Source organism: Chryseobacterium sp. DT-167 (assembly GCF_058310155.1).
Map to the genome: position 1 here is coordinate 196,552 of NZ_JBZEEQ010000003.1, position 23,020 is coordinate 219,571.

Genomic DNA, 23,020 nt, shown 5'->3' on the forward strand with positions numbered 1-23,020 from the left:
TAGACGGGCAAAAATAAATTAATATCAAATAAAAAGACTACTCATTATTAATTCTTAGCTAAATATGAAAAATAACAAACAAAAAACAACCGAACATTCAACGGTTTTTCTATTTTTGTGCAACTAATTCGATTGAAAAATGTCTGAAACAGAAATTCAACCAACAAATAATATCAAAAACAATCCGAAGATCATGAAAGCCTGGGCAGTATACGACTGGGCAAACTCGGTATATTCTTTGGTAATTACTTCCGCAATTTTTCCTATTTATTATACAATTCTTACGACTGCTTACAACAGAAAAGAATATGTAGCCGCAGCAAAAGAGGTTCAGGAAATTCCGGTGAGAAATATGATCAAAGTTTTCGGTGAGACTTACGAGCCGGAAGCTGTATTGAGTTTTTCTTATGCGATTTCATTTTTCCTTGTTGTTTTACTTTCTCCGTTTCTTTCTTCATTAGCAGATACTATCGGAAACAAGAAATCCTTTCTACAATTTTTCTGTTATCTGGGAGCTACTTCTTGTATGGGATTGGCCATGTTTACAGGGATGGAAAATATATTTTTGGGGTTGCTCTTCAGTATTACGGCAAGTGTAGGTTTTTGGGGTAGTTTGGTATTCTATAACTCATTTTTACCGGACATTGCGACACCGGAAAGACAGGATGCACTTTCCGCTAAAGGGTATATTTATGGGTATTTAGGATCGGTAGTTTTATTGATAATCTGTTTGGTATTGATTCAGGTAGTTGCAAAAGGAGCGGAGCAGACCAATACATTCATCAGAATAAGCTTTTTACTTACGGGAGCCTGGTGGTTTGGCTTTTCACAATATACTTTTAAACATTTACCTCAGTTTGGCGATGTTAAAGAAAAGCTTCCTAAAGATCTTGTATTATTAAATTATAAAAATATATTTAAAAGACACGAAGAGCAGGGAGGTTTTTTTGAAGTTTTAAAAGATAATTTCAGCTTTTATAAAGATATTGCGAAGGAGAGTTTCAGAGAATTGTTCCGGGTGGGGAGTAAACTGTTTGCAGATAAAAGCTTAAAATTCTTTTTACTGAGTTTCTTTTTCTACAGTGTAGGAATGCAAACTATTTTCCTGATGGCGGTTCCGTTTGGAAGTACAGATATTTTCCCGAAGCAGGCAGATAAATATAAATTGATTATTACGATTTTAGTGATACAGATTATAGCGATTTTCGGGGCATTTTTATTTTCAAGATTATCTAGGAAAATTGGTAACAAAAACGTTATTACGATTGCTGTAGTGATCTGGATTATCTGCTGCATTTCAGCTTTTTCTCTTAATAAAGAAAATCCAAATCTTCAGCTTCAGTTTTATGCCTTGGCGGGTTTGATCGGTTTGGTAATGGGGGGTCTTCAGGCAATGTCAAGATCTACGTATTCAAAACTTTTACCTGAGAACTCAATGGAAAATACGACATATTTCAGCTTTTATGATGTGCTAGAAAAGATTGCGATTATTTGCGGGATGCTTATTTTCAGTGTAATCATTCAGAAATTTGGAAATATGCAGTATGCATTTATTGCGATGTCAACCTTTTTTGCAGCAGGAGCGATTATTATCAGATTCTTAAAAACAAAAGTGTAAAATCTTTAAAATGGCTTAAAATTTGTTAATATTGAGCAGAAAGCATTAACTTTGCACAAAAGATTTATTATCAATGACAAACCCTTTATTTTATGCTAAAATAATTCTTTTTGGAGAATACGGAATGATAGAAGATTCTCAAGGTCTTGTAGTTCCTTACAGCTTCTATAAAGGAACATTGAAATTCTCAGATTCTGATTCGGAATTCGAAAAAAAATCAAATCAACATTTACAGAAATACTCTGATTTTCTGGTGAATTTAAACTTACCGGAAAATTTCAGATTAGATGTTTCCCGTTTTAAAGAAGATATTTCAAACGGACTTTTCTTTGATTCAAATATTCCTCAGGGATACGGAGTAGGAAGTTCAGGAGCTTTGGTAGCAGCTATTTTTGAAAAATATTGCTTCACAAAACACGATCCTGAGAATATTTCTAAAGACGATCTGAAAAATATAAAAGCTATTTTTGGTGAAATGGAAAGCTATTTCCACGGTAAAAGTTCAGGTATGGATCCTTTGATCTGTTATATGAATCTTCCGATTCTTATCGAAAATAAAGAAAATTTGGATAAAGTTGCCATTCCGAAAGGCGAAGAAGGAAAAGGCGCAATTTTTCTTATCGATTCAGGAATTACAGGAGAAACCGGACCAATGATTCAGATTTTCTTTGAAAAAATGAAAACTGAAGGTTTCCGTAAGACTCTGAAGGAAGAGTTTATTCGCTACAACAACGCGTGCATCGATTCTTTCCTGAAAAAAGATATGAATCCGTTCTTCAGAAACCTTAAAAAGCTTTCACACTGGGCTTACGAACATTTCCGTCCGATGATTCCTGAAAGTATTTTCAACATCTGGAAAAAAGGATTAGATTCTAATGCTTATTATCTTAAACTTTGCGGAAGCGGAGGTGGCGGTTATATTTTAGGTTTCACAAAAGACTACGAGAAAGCAGAGAAAATGCTTGATGGTTTCCAAAAAGAAGTGATTTACAGATTCTAAAATTCCGGAAATGAATTCTGAAAAAGAAACTTTCCAGGAAAAGAATTTTGTTTCCAAATCTCTGTTTTACAGACTTTCACAATTTGTCGGTTTTCTTTTAGGTGCAAGGTTTTTTGTAGCTATTTTACTTACTTTTGCGTTGTACGTTTCTACTTTTTTCCTGTTTAATCAGGAAGAATCATTCAGAAATTTCGTTTTTGATTTTAAAGTTCACGGGATCATTTTCTGTACAGTTCTTTCGATACTCGCAGGAGGAATTATCAACCAGTTTTACGATTTTGAGAAAGATCATGTGGTAAAACCTTTCAGAACAAGAATCCAAAGTTTTATCAAGCAAAAATACTTTCTCTATGCTTATCTGGTTCTTACGGTAATTTCATTGGGAGTTGCCAGTTTTATTTCTTACAGAGTTTTGATTTTCTTTATTATTTATCAGTTCTTTATGTGGTTTTACAGCCATAAACTGAGCCGTATTTTAATTTTAAATAATCTCACGTTTGTAAGCCTTACTTTATATCCGTTCTTTGGAATGATGGTTTACTATGAGACTTTTTCAAAGAAAGTTCTTCTGATGGCAGTTTTTTTATTTCTGATTCTTCTGTGTATTGATATGGTGAAAGATACTCTGACGAAAAGAGCAGATAAAATTTTTGGCTACCGAACAATTCCCAATTCATTTAAAGATAAAATTTCAAAATCAGTTATTATTTTCTTCATTATTTTGACAATGGCAGTTTCTATGAAGCTGATTGCAAAAACGGGGATTTCGGGATTCATGTCTTACTACTTTTCTGCGGGATTATTTGTAATGATTTTCTGCATTTATCTGCTTTTAAATTATTCTAAACGGAGTAAGTTTATTACAATCAATATATTACGCTTCTGGGTTTTCATCGGAATACTCTCAATGCTCCTCAACGGAATCGAAGGTAAATTGTAGAAAATATATTTTAATAACATTATGGTTATTCTTACATTTGCCAAAATCAAATTTAATAAAAAGAATGCCCATTTTTAACGATACCAAAGTTGCGTTTGCTGATAAAACAGATGCACAGTTAAGAAAAGCGTATTGGATGTTTAAAATGATCGAACAGCCCGCTTTGACAAGTCTTGGAACTTCTGTCCTTAATTTTACCGTTCATAATAATTTTCCATTCGTTACCGGAATTGTAAAGAAAACTTTGTTTGAACAATTTGTAGGTGGTGAAACGCGCGAAGAAAGCATGAAAGCAGTGAAACAGCTTTTCAAAAGAGGAGTCGGAAGCATTTTCGATTATTCGATTGAAGGGAAAGAAGATGAAGAAACTTTTGATGCTGTTTGTCAGGAAATTAAAGATATTATTAAATTTTCAGTAGGAAATCCTGCGATTCCTTTTATTGTATTTAAGCCTACCGCTTTCGGAAGAATCGATCTGTACGAAGCTGTCGGGAAAAATGCAGAACTGACTTCTAGCCAGAAAGAAGAATGGGCAAGAGTTGTGAAAAGATTTGATGAAGTCTGCAAACTTTGTCATGAACATGATAAAAAAGTAATGATCGATGCAGAAGAATCCTGGATGCAGGACGCCGCAGATCAGCTTTGTGAAGAAATGATGGAAAAATACAATCAGGAAAAACCGATTGTCTGGAACACCATTCAAATGTACAGAACGCACCGTTTGGAATATATGGAAGAGAATCTTCAGAGAGCAAAGGAAAAGAATTATTTTATTGGCTATAAGATCGTTCGTGGTGCTTATATGGAAAAAGAAAGAGCAAGAGCTGCCGAAAAAGGATATGCAGATCCCATCCAGCCAACCAAAGATGCTTCAGATAAAAATTATAATGCAGGAATTGACTTTGTGTTGAACCATTTGGATAAAGTTTCGGCTTTCTTCGGAACCCATAATGAGATTTCTTCTGAACTTGTAATGGACAAAATGAAAGCGAAAGGTCTGGAAAACGATAATCCTCACATCTATTTTGGACAGCTTTATGGGATGAGTGATAACATTAGTTTCTTTCTGTCAGATAAAGGTTATAATGTGGCTAAATATCTTCCCTACGGACCTGTGAAAGATGTTGTTCCGTATCTTACAAGAAGAGCCAGAGAAAACACTTCTGTTGCCGGACAAACAGGAAGAGAATTGGGTTTGATTAAAAAAGAACTTGACAGAAGAAAAAAATAATATTCAGTAAATAAACTTTAAAAAACTTCATTTTAATATGAAGTTTTTTAGTTTTTTAATTATTTATAAAATTAATTAAAAAACTTTAGTTTATTGATTTTCGTTATAATGTATTAAATTATATTATAATTTGTTATTAATATAACATTATTTTTATAATTTCGTTATGAACTTAAAATTAATAACATGAAAAAAACTCTACACATTGCTATTTTTTTATTAGCTAATCTTACAGTCGCCCAAACTTACAACAATGGTGGATTAAGTACTGGAGCTACATCAAAAAGTGGTACAGCAGCACCTGCAGGTTATACTTGGTCCGAAGTACAGAATGATACGGCAAATCTTACTGAAACGAACACCAGTGCAGGATTTTCTGGCAGCTACGTATCGGCAACAAATAACTTTTACTTAGCTGACGATTTTGTAGTGCCACCCGGTGCAAATTCATGGCAAATCTCAACGATAGATTTCTTTGCATACCAAACAGGTTATACAGGAACTGCAAGTCCATTTAATACTGTTAGGGTAAATATTTTCAGTTCAGATCCATCAGTTACTGGAGCTGTGAGCGTATTTGGTGATGATACTACCAATAGATTTGTCTCAAGTGTAGATTCTAATATGTACAGAATTTTCAATAGTTCTGTACCTGCTCCTGGTAGCGCAGTGGGTAGTACAAGAAAGATATGGAAAGTTACCGCAAACGTACCTAAAACTCTTGCTCCCGGAACGTATTGGGTTAAATTTCAACTACAAAATTCTACCTCAACTGCTAATTTCCTGCCATCAGTTACGATCCCAGGAAGTCGTGGTCTTGCATCATTTAATGCAAAGCAATTTAACGCGGTTGCTCCTACAAGCTGGTCAGCTGTTATCGATGACGGACTTCCTACAACTGCACCTGATGTAACTGTTGATATGCCTTTTGTAATCACCTATACCTCTGTATTAGGTACAGATGAAGTGATGCAGTATGATAATAGAATTCAGGTGTATCCAAATCCTGTAAAAGAATCGTTTAAAATTAATAATCACGGGAAAATTAATATCAGTATCGTAGAGATTATGGATGTTTCAGGAAAGTTGGTAAGAACTTTAAAAGGTGCAGAAGATTATAATGTCTCTGATTTACCAAAAGGAAATTACATTTTAAAAATTAAGAGTGACGAAACCACAAAAATTACAAAAATGATAAAGCAGTAAATTTTATTTTATAAATGTTTAAAATCTGATCTGTTTTATTAAGATCAGATTTTTTTATGGCTCAAAACTTTCAAATTTTCCGTTTTCGTAAAACAAAACAATCCGTTTTATTTTATTGCTTTGATTTTCAATTGCTTTACTAATAATTTCTTCATTCGATTTTTCTAATCGCTGAGAATCGGATATTTTTTCTTCAGCTTTACTTTGATGCGAAATAACAGATTCTTGTACAACCGGGATTTCTTTCGTTTTCTCTTCTTCACTGTCAAAATCCTCATCCTCATCCTCATTGATCATTGTGAATAAATCGGGGAGAGATGTTGGTTTGGTTTTTTCTTCTGAATTTTCTTCAACTTTTATAACCTCTGTTTCCGGAAGTTCAGACTTCAGCATTTCACCATCACCATTGACCAACCAATCCCAAAGAATCTCAGGAAACCTTGATTTTATTTTTATGATAAATTCAAGAGAGGGTTTATTTCTTCCTGAAGTAATATGCGAAATGGAAGAACGCTGCACATCAATTTCATCTGCAAATTCAGAAGAACTCAATTTAGAATATTCTATGACCTTTGAAATTCTCTCATTTAAACTCATAAAATAAGTATTTAATATTGTTACAAATGTAAAAATAACGTTTACAATTGCAAAATACAAATGTAAATAATGTAAATGAATTTGAATATACAAAAGTAAACTATATAATACACTAAATATCAATATATTACATGAATACTGTTGATAACATTCAGATCCATCCACAATATTTAATTAATAAACATCACCCATATTGCACTTAAAGTAAACCTCGAGATAAGATTTTTAATTAAATACTTTAATTAAAATTTCATGGAATTTAGTACTCAAATTTACTACATAAGCCTTCCAGAAGTATTTTGCAATTGATCTTATCTTTTGTGGAGTGGGAGAGAGGCTATATTGCTGGTTTTGTAGGTTATTCCTAATATTTATTATATTCATTGACGGTCATATTAACTTAAACCTTTATTTAAAGTAGTTTTAACAAAATATTAAGACCTTAGTTTTATTTATTTCTTAAATAATGATTAAAAATTTAGAGCAGATAGTTAAAGCTCTTTTGAAGGCTAAGAAATAGAAGAATAATTACAAAATATAATTAGTTTACATTTGTATACATTAGTGTGTTTCTGCTATAATCCACATTCTACACGTTTAGCAAAATAACACTCATTTTTAGATATTTACACTTATTCACACTTAAAGCATATCTATTGTAATTGTTGAGTTAAAATTTATAAACTGCTGAATTTAAATATTTTAAATAGTATTTGTTAAATTATTATCAATCCACAATTTAACTAACAGACTTTTTGGCAATTCACATCGTTTAATGAAATTACAAATGTGAATTTTATTTTACCATGAAAAAATAGTATTTTTGACTCATGTAAATTGAGTTTAAATGAATTTTGAACATTTGTATATCCAAAATCCCGATTTCCCAAATCGTTATATTTCTCCCGAAAAATTATTTTCTTACCTACAGACCAATCTCAGCGATTATATTTTGGAGATAGGAAGATCATATTTAGACAAGCCTATTTATAAATTAACTGTTGGAAACGGAAACATAAAAGTCTTAGCATGGTCACAAATGCACGGTAATGAATCGAACGCTACTCATGCAATGCTTGATCTTTTAATGACATTGGATAAAACTCCTGAAATGAAAGACAAACTTTTCAGTCAGATAAGTTTAGATTTTATCTTTATGCTAAATCCTGATGGTTCGGAAAGATGGACAAGACTCAATGCTGCAGAAATCGATCTGAACAGAGATTTCCATAATGAGGCAAGTAAAGAAATCAAATTCCTAAAGAAAATAGCTGCTGAAACAAAATATGATTATGCTCTGAATCTTCATGAGCAGCGTACAATTTTCACAACAGATGGCATACATCCTGCAACACTCTCCTTTTTGGCACCTTCAGAAAACGAGGAAAGAACCATTACGGAAAACCGAAAAAAATGTATGGCAGTGATCGGGCAGGTTTATGAATATTTAAAAGAATTAATTCCCAATCAGATCGGGCGGTATTCTGATGAGTTCTATCCCACTTCTACGGGTGATAATTTTATCAAAGCAGGAATGCCGACCATTTTATTTGAAGGTGGACATTTTATTGATGACTACACACGAAAAGGAACGAGAAAGTATTACACAATCGCCTTATATTATGCTCTAAAAGCAATCAGTGAATTAAAATCTGCAATTACAGGCTGGGAAAAATATCTGGAAATTCCGGAAAATCAGGAAACACATTATGATATTGTCTACAGAAATGTGAAATTGAATACAGATCATGAATGCGTTCTCGATATTGCTGTTCAGTACAGAGAAATTTTTGAAGAAGGAAAAGAAGAAATATCTTTTATCCCTTTTGTAATAGAAGTTGGAGAAGTTAAGAAAAGAAAAGGCTGGCTCGAAATCGACTGTACAGGAAAAAAGTTTGTCAGTGATACAAAATATCCGAAACTGGATTCGGAAGTCAGTTTCAAAATAGAGGAATAAAAAAAGCGGAACAATTTTGTTCCGCTTTTCTTTTAATTTTATGGTGCATTAGTTGACAACTTTAATTCCGTTGGCTACAAATCTGATCTCTTCTTTTGGTTTTGTGATCGCATCAATTTCAGCTTGAGGCTTTTTAGCATCTTCTGCGTAATGCTTCTGTTCGTCGATAGAAGTTACTTTTCTTTCAGCATTGCCCTCTAAAACTACATTTTTACCTTTCAAAGCTGTTGGTACGAAAAACCCATAGTCTTTCATTTTTACAAAAAACTGAGTATCATCTTCAGTTTGAATCGTCAACCAGCAACCTTTTTTATCGCAAACGTCAACCACTTTTCCTTTGATGGCAACGTTCTCAACTTTTTTGTTGTCTTTTTTTAATTTTTTTGCAAGTTTATCAACAGTCATCGCTTTAGATTCTGATGAAGCTACAACAGATCCGTAAGTATCACCTACGATTGCATTTCCTGCAGGTGGACCAGATTTCTTCTGTTCCTGTGCGAATGCTAATGAAGAGGCGCTTACTGCCACTAAAAATAATATGGATTTTAATTTCATTTTTAATATTTTTTCCAAAATTAATAATAAAATTTGAATTAAGATAGATTATAGAGTTGATAAAAAACAGTTTGTTTCTCAATTCAAAACAAAATTCAAAAACAATTGCATATTTATCTATATTTGAGGGTAATATTTGAATATGCAAAAAAAACTAAAACTCTGGGACGCCACGATGCTCGTAATGGGCTCCATGATCGGTAGCGGAATCTTTATCGTAAGTGCAGATATGATGCGAAACCTCGGTTCCGGCTACTGGATGATTGTTGTCTGGGTCATCACTGGAATCATGACCGTTGCTGCAGCAATCAGCTATGGTGAATTGTCAGCATTATTTCCAAAAGCTGGCGGACAATACACGTATCTCACAGAAATTTTTGGTAAAAAAATGGGTTTCCTTTATGGATGGGGATTGTTTACGGTGATTCAGACCGGAACGATTGCTGCCGTTGCAATGGCTTTCGGTAAGTTTACTGCCTATCTGATTCCTTCGCTCAATGATGCAGTTCCTATTTTCCAAAGTGGTGAGTTTAAAATTACATGGATTCAAATGTTGGCAATTGCCATTATCATTTTGCTTACCTACATCAATACAAGAGGTGTGGAAAGTGGAAAAATCCTTCAAAACTTATTTACAGGTTCAAAAATAGTAGCTTTATTAGGATTGATTGCTGCAGGTTTTATTTTTGTAGATTTTTCACATTTGGCAGAAAACTTCAGCTTCGGAAACAATGCATTTAACAATATCGATAAAGACGCAGAAGGAAATTTTTTGAAAACCGGTTGGAAATCGATTGACGGAATGACTTTAATGGGCGGGATTGCCGCAGCAATGGTAGGATCTGTTTTCAGTTCTGTAGCTTGGGAAAGCGTGACTTTCGTTTCAGGTGAAATTGAAAACCCTAAGAAAAATGTTGTGAAAGCAATGATCTTAGGAACTTCCGCAGTGATGCTTTTATATATCGCAGTGAATTTTGTTTACTTAAATGCGATCGACCGAGATTCCATCGCATTTGCAGCGAATGACAGAGTAGCGGTAGCTGCATCACAGAATATCTTCGGAAGTGCAGGAACGGTAATTATTGCGGTTCTTGTAATGGTTTCAACTTTTGGCTGCAACAACGGATTGATCTTAGCCGGAGCAAGAGTTTTCCAGACGATGGCAAAAGATGGTCTTTTTTTCAAATCTGCCATTGAGAATAATAAAAACGATGTTCCGTCAAATGCGCTTTGGATGCAGGGAATTTGGGCATCTGTTTTATGTCTGAGCGGACAGTATGGAAATCTTTTAGACATGATTTCATTCGTTATCGTTTTGTTTTATATGATCACCGTTTTCGGAGTTATTTATCTGAGATTCAAACAGCCTAATCTCGAAAGACCTTACAAAACATGGTTGTATCCCATTACTCCGATTATTTATCTGGTGATAGGAACGGTTTTCTGCGTTCTTCTTCTGATCTACAAACAGCAATACACCTGGCCAGGATTTTTGATTGTTTTACTCGGACTTCCAGTGTATTATATTATCAATATGAATAAAAAAACGGATTCATAATTCTTCAGGAGCTTAATCCCGCTTTCACTACTCGCTTTTTCCTGAATTTCGGCGGCGGCTTTGCCGCCGCCGAAATTCAGGAAAAGAGCTCAAACATGCCGTTCAATCGGGGCTAGGAATTTGCGTATAGTTCAAGTTTCGGCAATGCGAGAAGCGCAGCAACAAAGCAATCTTTAAATAAAATAGAAGAGCATTTTAATAGAATGTCAATTTTTCAAACTAAACAATTGTAAGTTATAAAAAACTTTGTGACCTTCTTATAAGTGGAACGTCTTCGTGTAACTTAAAAGTAGGAAGTAATCAAAAATCTTTTTGAGCTCTGCATTTAAAATAATTTTAGCTACTAACTTAGTATGAATGTACGTTTTATTAATCATAACACTAAAATCATCAGTCGTTTTGTCATTGATAGTCAATGACAAACAAACCGTTAAAAGCTAAGTTATTACTAATTACGGACATTCATTTAACTTAGACAAACAATTAAAGTTTCAAAAGATTATCATAAATTATTTCCCGAAAATGATTAATTTGGTATTTCATTTTAAATAATGACACCAAAAAAATAAAATAGAGAATAAAATCTATGGACACACCAAATTACAGAATGCCTTTTGTGCCATCAATACTGATGTCTGAAGGTGGGAGTATAGAAACCTGCGATATGGGTGAAAGTATTGCCCACAATATCATGCTTCTGATCACTACCAAAAAAGGCGAAAACAGATATGACGAAAATTACGGAAACGACGTTTGGAATCTGGAATTTGACAACGGCGTTACATCAGCCGTATGGGAAAGCGTTTTTATTAAAAGCCTTAAACGTCAGATTCAGGAGTTTGAACCCAGAATTGTTCAGCCACAGATTGATGCTCATGTAGAAATTGTGGAACACAACTACGACACAAAAGAGCATACGGAAATCAAGAAAAAAGTAAAAATAGCCATCAATGCCAAAATGGAAGACTCAGGAGAACGATTCAGTTTTTCCACTGAGCTTTTTCTGAGTCCTATGTCTATTGATTAATCACCTACCTTATCACAAACATGAATTTAGATCAGAATATCTATTCAAAAGAATCTGTAAAAGCCAGAATGTTGCAGAATGCGACAAAAGTCTGGGGATTGAAAAGTCCGCAGTCGCTGGATCCTTTTGTTAAGCTTTTAATTGATGCTTTCAGTACGGAAGTTTTTAAGGCCAATAATGAAATTCAGACTGTTAATGCGAGAATTTTAGAAAAGCTTGCGAAGCTTTTAACACCGTCAATTTATACCCATCCGATTCCGGCTCATGCCGTCGCCTATACTTTACCTTTCGAATCATCAGAAATTTTGCTGGAGCATACAGAGTTTTTTTTCAGAAAACAGATGAGCTCCACGGTAAAATCCGAATCAGACAAACAGCTCAATATTCCTTTTACACCGATCGGAAGTATAAGAACCAATAAAGCGCAGACCGCCGTTATGTTTGTAGGAAATACCTGCTACAGTATTGACGAGCGTTTAAACAAAATTCCGATTTCAAGATTTCAGGGAAAACCTTCTGATTATAGAAAAATTACAATAGGAATTGATGTTTCAAAATATTCAAACGAGAAATTTCCCAGAACATTAGGGATTTTCTGTTCAAATCCTGCATTCGAGCATTTGGATTATGTGTATAAACTGCTTCCTTACATTACAGTTTCAAGCAACGGAAATCCATTATTTGTGAAGGAAGGTTTGACGTATCTTAAAAAAGAGCAGTCTGAAGGGTACGAACAGCTTTTTCACGAACAGTCAATTCAGACAAAAATAATTGAAGACATCAAAAGTATTTATCATCATAAATTCATTGAGGTGATGGGACTTTCGAGAGATCTGTTCTTAGAATCGGGAAAACTTCCCCAGGATTTGGATTTTCTGAATGACAGAGAAGAAATCCAGAAATACATCAGCGGAAAGTCTTTTCTGTGGTTGACTTTTGAATTTCCACCCCAGTTTTCGGCGGAGATTTTAGATAATTTTACGTTTGTTCTCAATGCGTTTCCAATTTACAACCGTGGCTGGAAAAAAACGGAGTACAGTCTTGACATCATGGGAAACAATATTCCTCTGATCACGGAAGAAGGAGAGCATTTTCTGTATGTAGATGAAGTGCAGGACGGAGAAGGGAGAAAGTACACAGAAATTCCCTTCACACCTTCAGATGATTTAAAAAAAGGTTTATACACCGTAAGAAAAGGCGGAATGGAACGTTTCAACAATAGAAATGCGGTTGATATGATTTCTAATGTACTCGAATTGACAAGAGATGAAATTGCTGCTTTCTCATTATTAAACCGTGATAATGTAAAAGGAATGCTCAGCGAAATGTCTGACAAAATGAAATCGATGGTGCAGAAAGTTAATAATGCTAAAAGAAATATCAGGCAGGAACTCAATTATGTCATCATGGAACCGGTGGAAAAAACCGATCATACTTATGCTTCCTTCTGGATTACTCATTGCACATTTGCCAATCATATGCGACCGGGAACAGAGCTTTCCAATCAGGTAAAATCTCAGTCACTGGTGCTGTTAACAGAAACCATCGGTGGTGCAGAAGAGCAAAAAGGCTCAGACAGTATTCAGGCTTACAAATATGCTTTGACGACAAGAGATAAAATAATTTCTCTCGAAGATGTGAAAAATTACGTAAGAATGGTTTTAAAAGATGAGTTAAAAGATGTTCGTGTAAAAAGAGGAACAATGATCAGCATCAAGCCGAAAGAAGGCTTTGTACGAACTGTTGAAGTTGAGGTCATTCCGCAGAATTATTCTTTCTATGGAAGGGTGTACTGGGAAAATATGGCAAATATTCTGCGAAATCAAATCATTTCCAAAGCAATTGACGGAATTGAATATAGGGTGATGGTCACAAATGAAGACACCGATCTTTTTTAAAATATAATACACTAAAAAAATTTATATATGAAAAAAATAATTGTATTTGCTTTAGCAATAACAATGAGTACGGTGACAAGCTGTAAAAAAGAACTGGACAAAATTGGCGATGCTGTAATAAAAGCAGGTGAAAATAATTCTCAGGCGATTATTGATTTCAATAATGATTTTTTAGATTCTTATAAAAGCTCGTCAAGACACATTGAGGGTATTTTAAAATATGCGGAATCTGCTCTTACCAAAGCAAAAGGCGGTGATGTGATGATCATGCCGATCGTAATCAGTTCGATGGATTATTCTTTAAGTAAAATAAAAGAAGTTCCTTCAGGATTTGAAAATGAAAGGAAAATCATTGAGACAGACTTTAATACATACAAAATCAAAAAAGAAAATATTGAAAAGAAGTATGAAGCACTGAAATCTTATATGACCTCTGAAGATTATAAAGATGACAAAGGTGCAAAAGCAGAAATCTTAAAAAAAGAAATTGATAACGAGGCGCAGGCATTTTTCACTGCAGGAGAAAATATCCTGGCAAAAATAAAACCTGCAACAGATGCGGCAGAAGAAGTGATACTGAAAGATCACCCGATGAAAGAATTTATTGTCTCGTCCAAAAGCCTGATGAATTCTATGGATTCTGTAATGGATGTTTTGGATAAACAGTATGAAGGAAACTTCAATGAAGCCGAAGCTCAGAAAAAATACGACGAGTTTGCAAAGGCTGTAGAAAATAATGCCGGCAAGACTTTTGATGTAAAAGATCCGCAGTATGCACACAAAAAAACTCAGTTTGAAAGCGTTAATAAAGATGCTTCAGAATTTCTAGATCAGTTCCGGAAATTGATAAGAGATTCAAAATCTTCCGGAAGAATCGGAGATTCAAACATCAGGGAAATGGATGCTGCTTATGAGTCTGTTCTTAATTCTTACAATAATTTTGTAAAATAGTGTTCACTAAAAAACAATAATTAATATTAGCCGGTCATCTGAACCGGTTTTTCATTTTAAAATTCTAAGGAATTGTCTTAATTATTATGATTTAATTTAATACAAAAATTTAACAAAATTCCGTAATTTTGCAAATCGTGATTTTCATGTAAGATCACCCCAAATTATGAGTGAATCAAAAGAATATATAGAAGTTTACGGAGCCAGAGAACACAATCTTAAAAATATTGATGTCAAAATTCCACGAAACGAACTGGTAGTAATTACCGGACTTTCCGGAAGCGGAAAATCGTCATTGGCTTTTGATACGATTTTTGCCGAAGGTCAGCGTCGTTACATCGAAACTTTCTCTGCTTATGCACGTCAGTTTTTAGGAGGTTTGGAACGTCCCGATGTTGATAAAATAGAAGGGCTTTCTCCCGTAATTGCCATTGAGCAAAAAACGACCAACAAAAATCCACGTTCTACGGTTGGAACGGTGACTGAGCTTTACGATTACCTTCGTCTTTTGTTTGCAAGAGTTTCAGATGCTTACTCGTTGTCTTCAGGAAAAAAATTGGTTAGCTACACCGAAGATCAGATTCTTGATACCATCAAAGAAAACTATAAAGGCGAAAAGCTGATGTTGATGGCTCCGGTTGTTCGTTCAAGAAAAGGTCATTATCATGAATTATTTATTCAGATGGCTAAAAAAGGATACGGACAGGCAAGAATTGATGGCGAATTGCAGGATATTGAATATGATTTAAAGCTAGACCGTTACAAAACCCACGACATCGATATTGTCATCGACCGTTGGATCATTGGTGAATCTGCTTCAGAAGCCAGAATGGAAAAATCACTGAGAACCGCAATGGAAATGGGGGAAGGCGTAATCGGAATTCAAAAACTGGGAAGTACAGAAATCGAATATTTTTCAAAAAATTTGATGGATGCCGAAACAGGTCATTCATTAGCTTTACCGGAACCCAATACCTTTTCTTTTAACTCTCCGAAAGGAAGCTGCCCAAGCTGTAAAGGTTTAGGAACAATCAAAAAAATCAACACCGATTATTTTGTTGAAAATCCTAAATTATCCATTAACCAGGGAGGTTTATTGCCTTTGGAAGATATAAAATCGAATAAATGGATTGTAGCTCAGATCAAAAATATACTTGAAATCTTTGGGTTGGGATTGACGACTCCGTTTAAGGATATTCCGCAGGAAGCACTGGATTATATGTATCACGGTTGCCACAAAGAATTTAATAAAGACCTGAAATACGCAGGAATTACCAAAAAAATAAAAATCAGCTTTGATGGTTTGATTCCTTTTATGGAAGAAATCATTGATGAAAAAGAATCTTACGAAGGTATTTTGCTTGAAAGACATTTCACGACCGAAGAAACCTGTCCTGAATGTAAAGGAACACGTCTTCAGCCGGGAAGTTTAAGTTTTAAAATCGACGGAAAAAATATCGCTGAAATCAATGCTTTGAGTTTATCTGACCTGAAAGAATGGTTAGCAGATGTGAAAGATAAGTTTTCAGAAAAAAAAGGAATTATTGCTCACGAAATTTTAAAGGAAATAGAAACCAGACTTCAGTTTTTACTGGATGTTGGTTTAGAGTATTTAAGTCTGAGCAGAAGTTCAAAAACCCTTTCGGGAGGGGAATCTCAGAGAATTCGTCTGGCAACCCAGATTGGCTCTCAGTTGGTTAATGTTTTATATATTTTGGATGAACCGAGTATCGGTTTGCACCAGAGAGATAATGAAAGACTGATCAAATCTTTAAAAAATCTTCGTGACATCGGAAACTCTGTATTGGTGGTAGAGCATGACAAAGATATGATCATGGAAGCCGATGAGGTTCTGGATATTGGTCCGAGAGCCGGAAAATTCGGTGGAGAGATTCTTTGGCAGGGAAAACCGAAAGATTTATTAAAAGCAGATACAATTACCGCAGATTACATTAATGGGAAAAGAAAAATTGCCATTCCGGAAGTCAGAAGAGAAGGAAATGGGAAAAGTATTGTCTTAAAAGGTGCTACAGGAAACAATCTTAAAAATGTAACGCTTGATATTCCGCTAGGAAAATTGGTAGTGGTAACAGGAATTTCAGGAAGCGGAAAATCTTCTCTGATCAACGGAACTTTATATCCAATCCTGAACAAACATTTTTACAGAGCCGTTCAGGAACCTTTACCTTACAAAAAAGTGGAAGGTCTTGATAACATTGATAAAATTGTAGATGTAGACCAGACTCCGATTGGTAGAACGCCCCGTTCAAATCCTGCAACGTACACAGGAATGTTTACCGATATCAGGAATTTATTTTCTGAATTGCCTGAAAGTAAAATCCGTGGTTACAAACCGGGAAGATTTTCTTTCAACGTAAAAGGAGGAAGATGCGAAACTTGTCAGGGAGGCGGTTTGAAAGTGATTGAAATGAACTTTTTACCTGATGTTTACGTGCATTGCGAAACCTGCAACGGAAAACGTTTCAACAGAGAAACGCTGGAAGTACGTTACAAAGGAAAATCGATTTCTGATGTTTTGGATATGACGATTGATGAAGCAGTAGATTTCTTCCAGCCAATTCCAAAGATTTTTGCAAGAGTGAAAACTTTACAGGATGTTGGTTTGGGTTACATTACAATGGGACAGCAGTCGACCACACTTTCCGGTGGTGAAGCGCAACGTATCAAACTGGCAACAGAACTCGCAAAAAGACAGACCGGAAATACTTTATATATTCTTGATGAACCCACAACCGGACTTCATTTTGAAGATGTGAAAATTCTGATGGATGCTATCAATAAGTTAGTAGAATTAGGAAATTCATTCATCATCATCGAACATAATATGGATGTCATCAAACTGGCAGATCATATTATTGACGTCGGTCCTGAAGGCGGAAAATATGGCGGTGAGATTATTGCCAAAGGAACTCCGGAAGAGATTATTAAATCGAAGAAGAGTTTGACAGGGAAGTATTTGAAGAAGGAGATGTAATAAATTTAAAAAATCTACATCATCTTTGTCATTCCGCAGGAATCTAAACTATTACTTTAAATTCACTGTTGAGATTCTTGCGAAATAACAAACACAATATAACTAAGGCTAAACTTATAATGTTTAGCCTTTTTTTGTGGCCAAAATTTAACTCCCAATGTTAATAATTCAATTATTTTTAAAATTTAATTAATTGAATAACAGTAATTTATATTTCAATGTTAACTCAATGTTAACTCAATGTGAAATTAGTATGAATATTTTTTATATCTTTGAATTAGAAATCAAAACAAGTTTAATATCTAATTTAAAATCAAAGACATATGAAAAATAAAATCCAAATATTTGTTGCTTCTCTTTTCGCATTAGGATTAACAGCAATCGCAGGAAATGTAAAAGCTCAAACGACTTCGAGCAATACGATTCAGGAAGTTCAGTTAAGTAAAAATGACGCCTTCAATGAAATCAGAAATTTGTTAATTCAAAATTTTGATTTTACAGGTTCTGATTACAAGCAGGGAATCGTTAATTCTGAAGTGAAATTTGATATTGCTGAAAATGGGAAGATCGTAAATGTACGTTCAAAAGGAGACTGCAAAAATGTGAGCAAAGAAATCGAAAATGTATTGAGTCATCTTCAATATAAAATTGATCCTAACAAACTGAATGAAAATATGATCGCATCATCTTTCGTAATGCCGGTAAGAGTTGATATCAACAACAGATAATCAGAAATAATATATACAATTTCCCTTGAACTGCTTGAAAAAGCAGTTTTTTTATTTCCTGTAATTGCATACATTTGGCTTTAAATTTTACCTACTGTGAATCCCATTCTTGATGTTATCGTCCGTTCTCTTTGCGTTTATCTTTTCATGGTAATCGCAATCAGGTTATTTGGGAAAAATCAGCTTTCACAGCTTAATGCAGGCGATGTTGTTTTGCTGTTGTTAATTTCAAATGCCGTACAGAATGCAATGGTCGGTGAGAATACTTCGCTGGAAGGTGGAATTGTTGCTGCGTTGGTATTATTTGCCGCCAATTTTACTTTAAAGAGACTGATGTTTTCCAGCCGTTCGTTTGCAAGTTTTATGGAGGCGGATCCTGTAATTTTAGTGAAAGACGGAACTGTAGACCATGTAGCGTTACGAAAAGTAAAAATTACCTTTGACGAAATCAACGAAGCCATCCGAGAACACGGAATTGAAACCATTGAGAATGTAAAGCTTGCAATTCTGGAAGTTGACGGAAACATAAGTGTGATTTCGGAGGACGAGAAAGACAAGCAGACCCATTATTCGAGAATCAAAAGAAAAAATAAAAGAAAATATCATTAAAATGAACTACGAAATTAGAGAAATGCTTCCTAAAGACGAGACTCGCGTGATGGAAATTTTTCAACAGGGAATAGACAGCGGAATTGCGACTTTTGATACCGAACTTCCCAACGTTGAGGTTTGGAATACCAGCTTTATTAACGACTGTCGCTGGGTTTTGGAAAACGAAACCGGGGTTGTAGCTGGCTGGTGCGCTTTGAAGCCTGTAAGCAAAAGAGAATGTTTCAAAGGTGTGGCAGAAGTAAGCATTTATTTTGATCAAAACTTTGTAGGGAAAGGTTTGGGTACTCTTTTATTAAAAAAGCTTATCAATGACAGTGAAAACCACGGATTCTGGACTCTGCAATCCAACATTTTTCCGGAGAATGAAGCCTCGATTAAATTTCATTTGAAAAACGGTTTCAGAAGCGTGGGAATTCGCGAAAAGGTCGGGCAGCTTCATGGTGAATGGAAAGATCTTGTGATGCTGGAAAGAAGAAGCCCGAATATATTGTAGAACTAAATACGTTTTTAACTGTAGTGATAATCTTTTGGCATTTTGATTGTATCAATACTAACCGTCAATTAAAATTTCAAAGATATGAAAGTCGTCAAAAGCACAATCGTACTATTTCTGATTGCGGGATTTTTTTCATCATGTATCCCGCATCCCGGACGAAGACCAATGCCACCCGGACATGACAAGAAGGTGCAGGAGCTAAAAGAACGTCATCCAAGCAACAGAAATAAATAATCATTATTATTTGATTATTTAAAATAAAATTACCCTGTTTATTATCATTTATTTAAATTTTTTGGCATTATGATTGTTGATCAAAAGATTGAAAAGTTTAAAATAAAATTTATGAAAGGATTATTGAGGGCAGCTTCTGCGATAGTTTTGGTAAGTACGATGCTGATATCGTGCGTAGTACACGATCATCATCATGTAAGAAGGGTTCCGCCGGGACACGCAAAGAAAATCTATGGGGGAAGTGCGAAGCATTACGCTCCCGGACAAGTTAAGAAAAGAGGACATCATCACCATGGAAGACATTAGCATAAAAAAGCTCCGATTCGGAGCTTTTTTCGTTAATTGAAAATTCTATAATCTGGTCTTTTTCGGATTTAAAAATGTATTGAAGATCATTACTTCATGCCCAAATTTTTTTTCTATAATTTCACTTATATTTTTTAATTCGCTTTCCATAAATTCTCCTCTTTTTTCATCATCATCAAACATGAGGAGCAGGTTGTAATTTTTACCGTCCTCAATATAGTCACTGTGTACTTCAGACAAGATATATTTTTCTACGTCCATCAGATTTTCAGTCATCAGAATCAATGTGTCATCAACGTAATTTTCCCATTCTCCGATATTGCTTTTTGTACAATGGAAAGTAATGCTTAATACGCTCATATTTTAAGAATTTTTAAGATTATTTGAATAAATAGTTCAGCAAAAATCGGTAAAATTTTCGTAAATTAGCCCGTTATTAAATATTCAAAATAAATAGTTTTCAGGTTGTTTTTTAAACATCTGATTATCATTACAATAAAAGTTATATATGCAAAAAGAAGGAGAAAGATTGATTCCTATCAACATCGTTGATGAAATGAAGTCATCTTATATTGATTATTCAATGTCCGTTATTGTTTCCAGAGCTTTACCGGATGTAAGAGATGGCTTGAAACCTGTTCATAGAAGAGTACTTTATGGTATGTATGGATTAGGGGTTTTTTCAAACAGAAAATACTTAAAATCTGCAAGAATCGTAGGAGATGTTTTAGGTAAATATCACCCACACGGAGATTCTTCTGTATACGATGCAATGGTGAGAATGGCTCAGCCGTGGAGTCTACGTTATCCACAGGTTGACGGGCAGGGTAACTTTGGTTCAATGGATGGTGACCCGCCTGCAGCAATGCGTTACACCGAAGCAAGATTAAAGAAAATTTCAGACGATATATTATCAGATCTTGATAAAGAAACGGTAGATTTTCAGAATAACTTTGATGACAGTCTGACGGAACCAAGCGTGATGCCTACAAAAATTCCAAATCTTTTGGTAAACGGTACTTCAGGTATCGCAGTAGGGATGGCAACCAATATGGCTCCGCATAATTTATCTGAAGCTGTAGATGCGATCACCGCATATATCGACAACAGAGAAATTACAATTGATGAATTGATGCAGCACATTGTTGCTCCCGATTTTCCAACAGGTGGAATCATCTATGGGTATGACGGGGTAAGAGATGCTTTCCATACAGGAAGAGGAAGGGTAGTTCTAAGAGCAAAAGTAAGTTTTGAGGAAGTTCATAACAGAAATGCTATTATTGTAACTGAGATACCTTATCAGGTGAATAAGGCTGAAATGATAGCCAGAACAGCTGAATTGGTAAAAGATGAAAAAATTCCCGGTATCTTCGAAATCAGAGATGAATCCGACAGAAACGGGATGCGTATTGTTTATGAATTGAAAAACGATGCGATTCCCAATGTTGTTTTAAACCTATTATATAAATATACTTCACTTCAGACCTCTTTCAGTGTCAACAATATCGCATTGGTACACGGAAGACCTGAGCAGTTGAATTTAAAAGACATTATCCATCATTTTGTTGAGCACAGACACGTTATCATCGTAAGAAGAACGGAATATGAGCTTAAAAAAGCGAGAGAAAGAGCACACATTCTTGAAGGTTTCATGAAGGTGATCGGAACTCAGGATTCTCTGGATAAAGCGATTTCTATTATTCGTCATAGTGCAACTCCGCAGGCGGCAAAAGAAGGAATTATTCAGGAATTTGATCTTTCTGAACTTCAGGCTCAGGCAATTTTAGATCTTCGTTTGGCTCGTTTGACAGGAATGGAGCTTGACAAGATCCGTGATGAGTATGAAGCAATTATGAAAGAAATTAATAATTTGGAGGATATTTTGGCAAACGAACCAAGAAGATTCCAGATCATTAAAGATGAATTAATTGAAATTAAAGAAAAATACGGTGATGAAAGAAGAACGGAAATAGATTATTCAGGAGGTGAAATGTCTATTGAAGATATTATCCCGAATGAAGCGGTAGTTCTTACGATTTCTCACGCAGGATATGTGAAGAGAACGTTGCTTTCAGAATACAAAATTCAGAGCAGAGGTGGGGTAGGAAATAAAGCAGCAACAACTAGAGATTCAGATTTCTTAGAATATATTGTGTCTGCAACCAATCACCAGTATATGTTGTTCTTTACCGAAAAAGGTAAATGTTACTGGCTAAGAGTATTTGAAATTCCTGAAGGTTCTAAAACAGCGAAAGGAAGAGCAGTACAAAACTTAATCAATATCGAACCGGATGATAAGATCAAAGCATACATCAGAACCAATAATTTAAAGGATGCTGAATACGTCAATCAGATGAGCGTTGTAATGGTAACCAAAAACGGTACAATTAAGAAAACGTCTCTTGAAGCATATTCCAGACCTAGAGTGAATGGTGTCAATGCAATTGAAATCAGAGATAATGACATGTTGCTTGGTGCATATCTTACAAACGGAACTTCTGAGATCATGATTGCGACAAAGAACGGTAAATGTATCCGTTTCCCTGAAGCAAAAGTGAGAGAAGTAGGTAGAGGTTCTATCGGAGTCCGCGGGATCAGCATGGAAGATAATGATGAGGTTATTGGTATGATTGTTGTGAACGACTTGGAAAATGATACAGTTCTTGTGGTATCTGAGAAAGGATATGGTAAGAGAACTGCTGTTGAAGACTACAGAATTACCAACAGAGGCGGTAAAGGTGTTATTACTTTAAATATCACTGAAAAAACAGGTAATCTTATTGCTATTCAAAATGTTACCGATGATGATGGGTTAATGATTATCAATAAATCCGGAGTTGCCATCAGAATGAATATGAACGAGATGCGTGTAATGGGTAGAAATACTCAGGGTGTGAAAATGATCAATCTGAAAAAGAATGACGAAATTGCAGCCATCGCAAAAGTTGAAATGGATAAAGACGTTGTGGAAGAAGAAGAACTTTTAGAAGGTACAGAAGCAACAGCAATTCCTACAGACGAAAGTGATGCTCCGGAAATAGAAAACAATACTGAAAATGAAGATTCAGCTGACGAAACTGAAAATTCAGATTCTCAAGAATAATTAATATA

20 protein-coding genes are annotated in these 23,020 nt (G+C 34.9%); 17 read left to right on the top strand and 3 right to left on the bottom strand.

The annotated features are described in order from the left end of the window. Positions 1 to 139: 139 nt before the first annotated feature. The 5 genes from AC4FQ5_RS05660 to AC4FQ5_RS05680 all read left to right on the top strand — a co-directional run bounded on the left by AC4FQ5_RS05660 (position 140) and on the right by AC4FQ5_RS05680 (position 5,995). Positions 140 to 1,618 carry an MFS transporter gene (locus tag AC4FQ5_RS05660; protein ID WP_491141515.1) on the top strand — a complete coding sequence of 493 codons (1,479 nt, stop codon included), beginning with the start codon at positions 140 to 142 and terminating at the stop codon, positions 1,616 to 1,618. 73 nt (positions 1,619 to 1,691) lie between these two features. Then, positions 1,692 to 2,618 carry a mevalonate kinase family protein gene (locus AC4FQ5_RS05665; protein ID WP_491141516.1) on the top strand — a complete coding sequence of 309 codons (927 nt, stop codon included), beginning with the start codon at positions 1,692 to 1,694 and terminating at the stop codon, positions 2,616 to 2,618. 10 nt (positions 2,619 to 2,628) lie between these two features. Next, on the top strand, positions 2,629 to 3,558 hold the full coding sequence (locus AC4FQ5_RS05670; protein WP_491141517.1) for a UbiA family prenyltransferase: 930 nt from the start codon (positions 2,629 to 2,631) through the stop codon (positions 3,556 to 3,558). A gap of 64 nt (positions 3,559 to 3,622) precedes the next feature. Continuing rightward, complete coding sequence (locus tag AC4FQ5_RS05675) at positions 3,623 to 4,789, top strand: proline dehydrogenase family protein (protein ID WP_491141518.1); 1,167 nt, start codon at positions 3,623 to 3,625, stop codon at positions 4,787 to 4,789. A gap of 186 nt (positions 4,790 to 4,975) precedes the next feature. Then, positions 4,976 to 5,995, top strand: a complete 1,020-nt coding sequence (locus tag AC4FQ5_RS05680) for a T9SS type A sorting domain-containing protein (protein ID WP_491141519.1) — start codon at positions 4,976 to 4,978, stop codon at positions 5,993 to 5,995. A gap of 54 nt (positions 5,996 to 6,049) precedes the next feature. Here the strand turns inward: AC4FQ5_RS05680 and AC4FQ5_RS05685 are convergent, their stop codons facing one another. After that, a complete protein-coding gene (locus AC4FQ5_RS05685) occupies positions 6,050 to 6,592 on the bottom strand; it encodes a helix-turn-helix domain-containing protein (RefSeq protein WP_491141520.1) in 543 nt (180 codons plus the stop codon). Positions 6,593 to 7,439: 847 nt separating this feature from the next. Here AC4FQ5_RS05685 and AC4FQ5_RS05690 point away from each other — a divergent pair. Next, complete coding sequence (locus AC4FQ5_RS05690; protein ID WP_491141521.1) at positions 7,440 to 8,549, top strand: M14 family zinc carboxypeptidase; 1,110 nt, start codon at positions 7,440 to 7,442, stop codon at positions 8,547 to 8,549. A 48-nt stretch (positions 8,550 to 8,597) separates the two neighbouring features. Here the strand turns inward: AC4FQ5_RS05690 and AC4FQ5_RS05695 are convergent, their stop codons facing one another. Next, positions 8,598 to 9,104 (bottom strand): DUF4920 domain-containing protein, encoded by a 507-nt coding sequence (locus AC4FQ5_RS05695; RefSeq protein WP_491141522.1) that lies wholly within the window; start codon positions 9,102 to 9,104, stop codon positions 8,598 to 8,600. Positions 9,105 to 9,246: 142 nt separating this feature from the next. Here AC4FQ5_RS05695 and AC4FQ5_RS05700 point away from each other — a divergent pair, with 142 nt between their 5' ends. The 10 genes from AC4FQ5_RS05700 (at position 9,247) to AC4FQ5_RS05745 (ending at position 19,909) form a co-directional block, all read left to right on the top strand. Beyond that, a complete protein-coding gene (locus AC4FQ5_RS05700) occupies positions 9,247 to 10,662 on the top strand; it encodes an APC family permease (RefSeq protein WP_491141523.1) in 1,416 nt (471 codons plus the stop codon). Between the two features lie 586 nt (positions 10,663 to 11,248). Beyond that, complete coding sequence (locus AC4FQ5_RS05705; protein ID WP_491141524.1) at positions 11,249 to 11,689, top strand: GPW/gp25 family protein; 441 nt, start codon at positions 11,249 to 11,251, stop codon at positions 11,687 to 11,689. Positions 11,690 to 11,709: 20 nt separating this feature from the next. Next, entirely contained in the window at positions 11,710 to 13,587 is a 1,878-nt protein-coding gene (locus tag AC4FQ5_RS05710; protein WP_491141525.1) for a type VI secretion system baseplate subunit TssF, read from the top strand. 27 nt (positions 13,588 to 13,614) lie between these two features. After that, positions 13,615 to 14,538 carry a DUF3829 domain-containing protein gene (locus AC4FQ5_RS05715; protein WP_491141526.1) on the top strand — a complete coding sequence of 308 codons (924 nt, stop codon included), beginning with the start codon at positions 13,615 to 13,617 and terminating at the stop codon, positions 14,536 to 14,538. Between the two features lie 166 nt (positions 14,539 to 14,704). Next, positions 14,705 to 17,533 (top strand): excinuclease ABC subunit UvrA, encoded by a 2,829-nt coding sequence (gene uvrA / locus AC4FQ5_RS05720; RefSeq protein ID WP_491141527.1) that lies wholly within the window; start codon positions 14,705 to 14,707, stop codon positions 17,531 to 17,533. A gap of 323 nt (positions 17,534 to 17,856) precedes the next feature. Beyond that, a complete protein-coding gene (locus tag AC4FQ5_RS05725) occupies positions 17,857 to 18,261 on the top strand; it encodes a hypothetical protein (RefSeq protein ID WP_491141528.1) in 405 nt (134 codons plus the stop codon). Positions 18,262 to 18,357: 96 nt separating this feature from the next. Next, on the top strand, positions 18,358 to 18,870 hold the full coding sequence (locus AC4FQ5_RS05730; RefSeq protein WP_491141529.1) for a DUF421 domain-containing protein: 513 nt from the start codon (positions 18,358 to 18,360) through the stop codon (positions 18,868 to 18,870). A gap of 1 nt (position 18,871) precedes the next feature. Beyond that, a complete protein-coding gene (locus AC4FQ5_RS05735; protein ID WP_491141530.1) occupies positions 18,872 to 19,366 on the top strand; it encodes a GNAT family N-acetyltransferase in 495 nt (164 codons plus the stop codon). An 84-nt stretch (positions 19,367 to 19,450) separates the two neighbouring features. After that, positions 19,451 to 19,603, top strand: coding sequence for a hypothetical protein (locus AC4FQ5_RS05740; protein WP_491141531.1), 153 nt, complete (start codon positions 19,451 to 19,453; stop codon positions 19,601 to 19,603). A 111-nt stretch (positions 19,604 to 19,714) separates the two neighbouring features. Continuing rightward, a complete protein-coding gene (locus AC4FQ5_RS05745; RefSeq protein ID WP_491141532.1) occupies positions 19,715 to 19,909 on the top strand; it encodes a quinol oxidase subunit 4 in 195 nt (64 codons plus the stop codon). Positions 19,910 to 19,954: 45 nt separating this feature from the next. Here AC4FQ5_RS05745 and AC4FQ5_RS05750 read toward each other — a convergent pair whose 3' ends face one another. After that, complete coding sequence (locus AC4FQ5_RS05750; protein WP_491141533.1) at positions 19,955 to 20,269, bottom strand: DUF4286 family protein; 315 nt, start codon at positions 20,267 to 20,269, stop codon at positions 19,955 to 19,957. Between the two features lie 148 nt (positions 20,270 to 20,417). Here AC4FQ5_RS05750 and gyrA point away from each other — a divergent pair, with 148 nt between their 5' ends. Further along, positions 20,418 to 23,012 carry a DNA gyrase subunit A gene (gene gyrA, locus AC4FQ5_RS05755; RefSeq protein WP_491141534.1) on the top strand — a complete coding sequence of 865 codons (2,595 nt, stop codon included), beginning with the start codon at positions 20,418 to 20,420 and terminating at the stop codon, positions 23,010 to 23,012. The last annotated feature ends 8 nt before the right edge of the window (positions 23,013 to 23,020 follow it).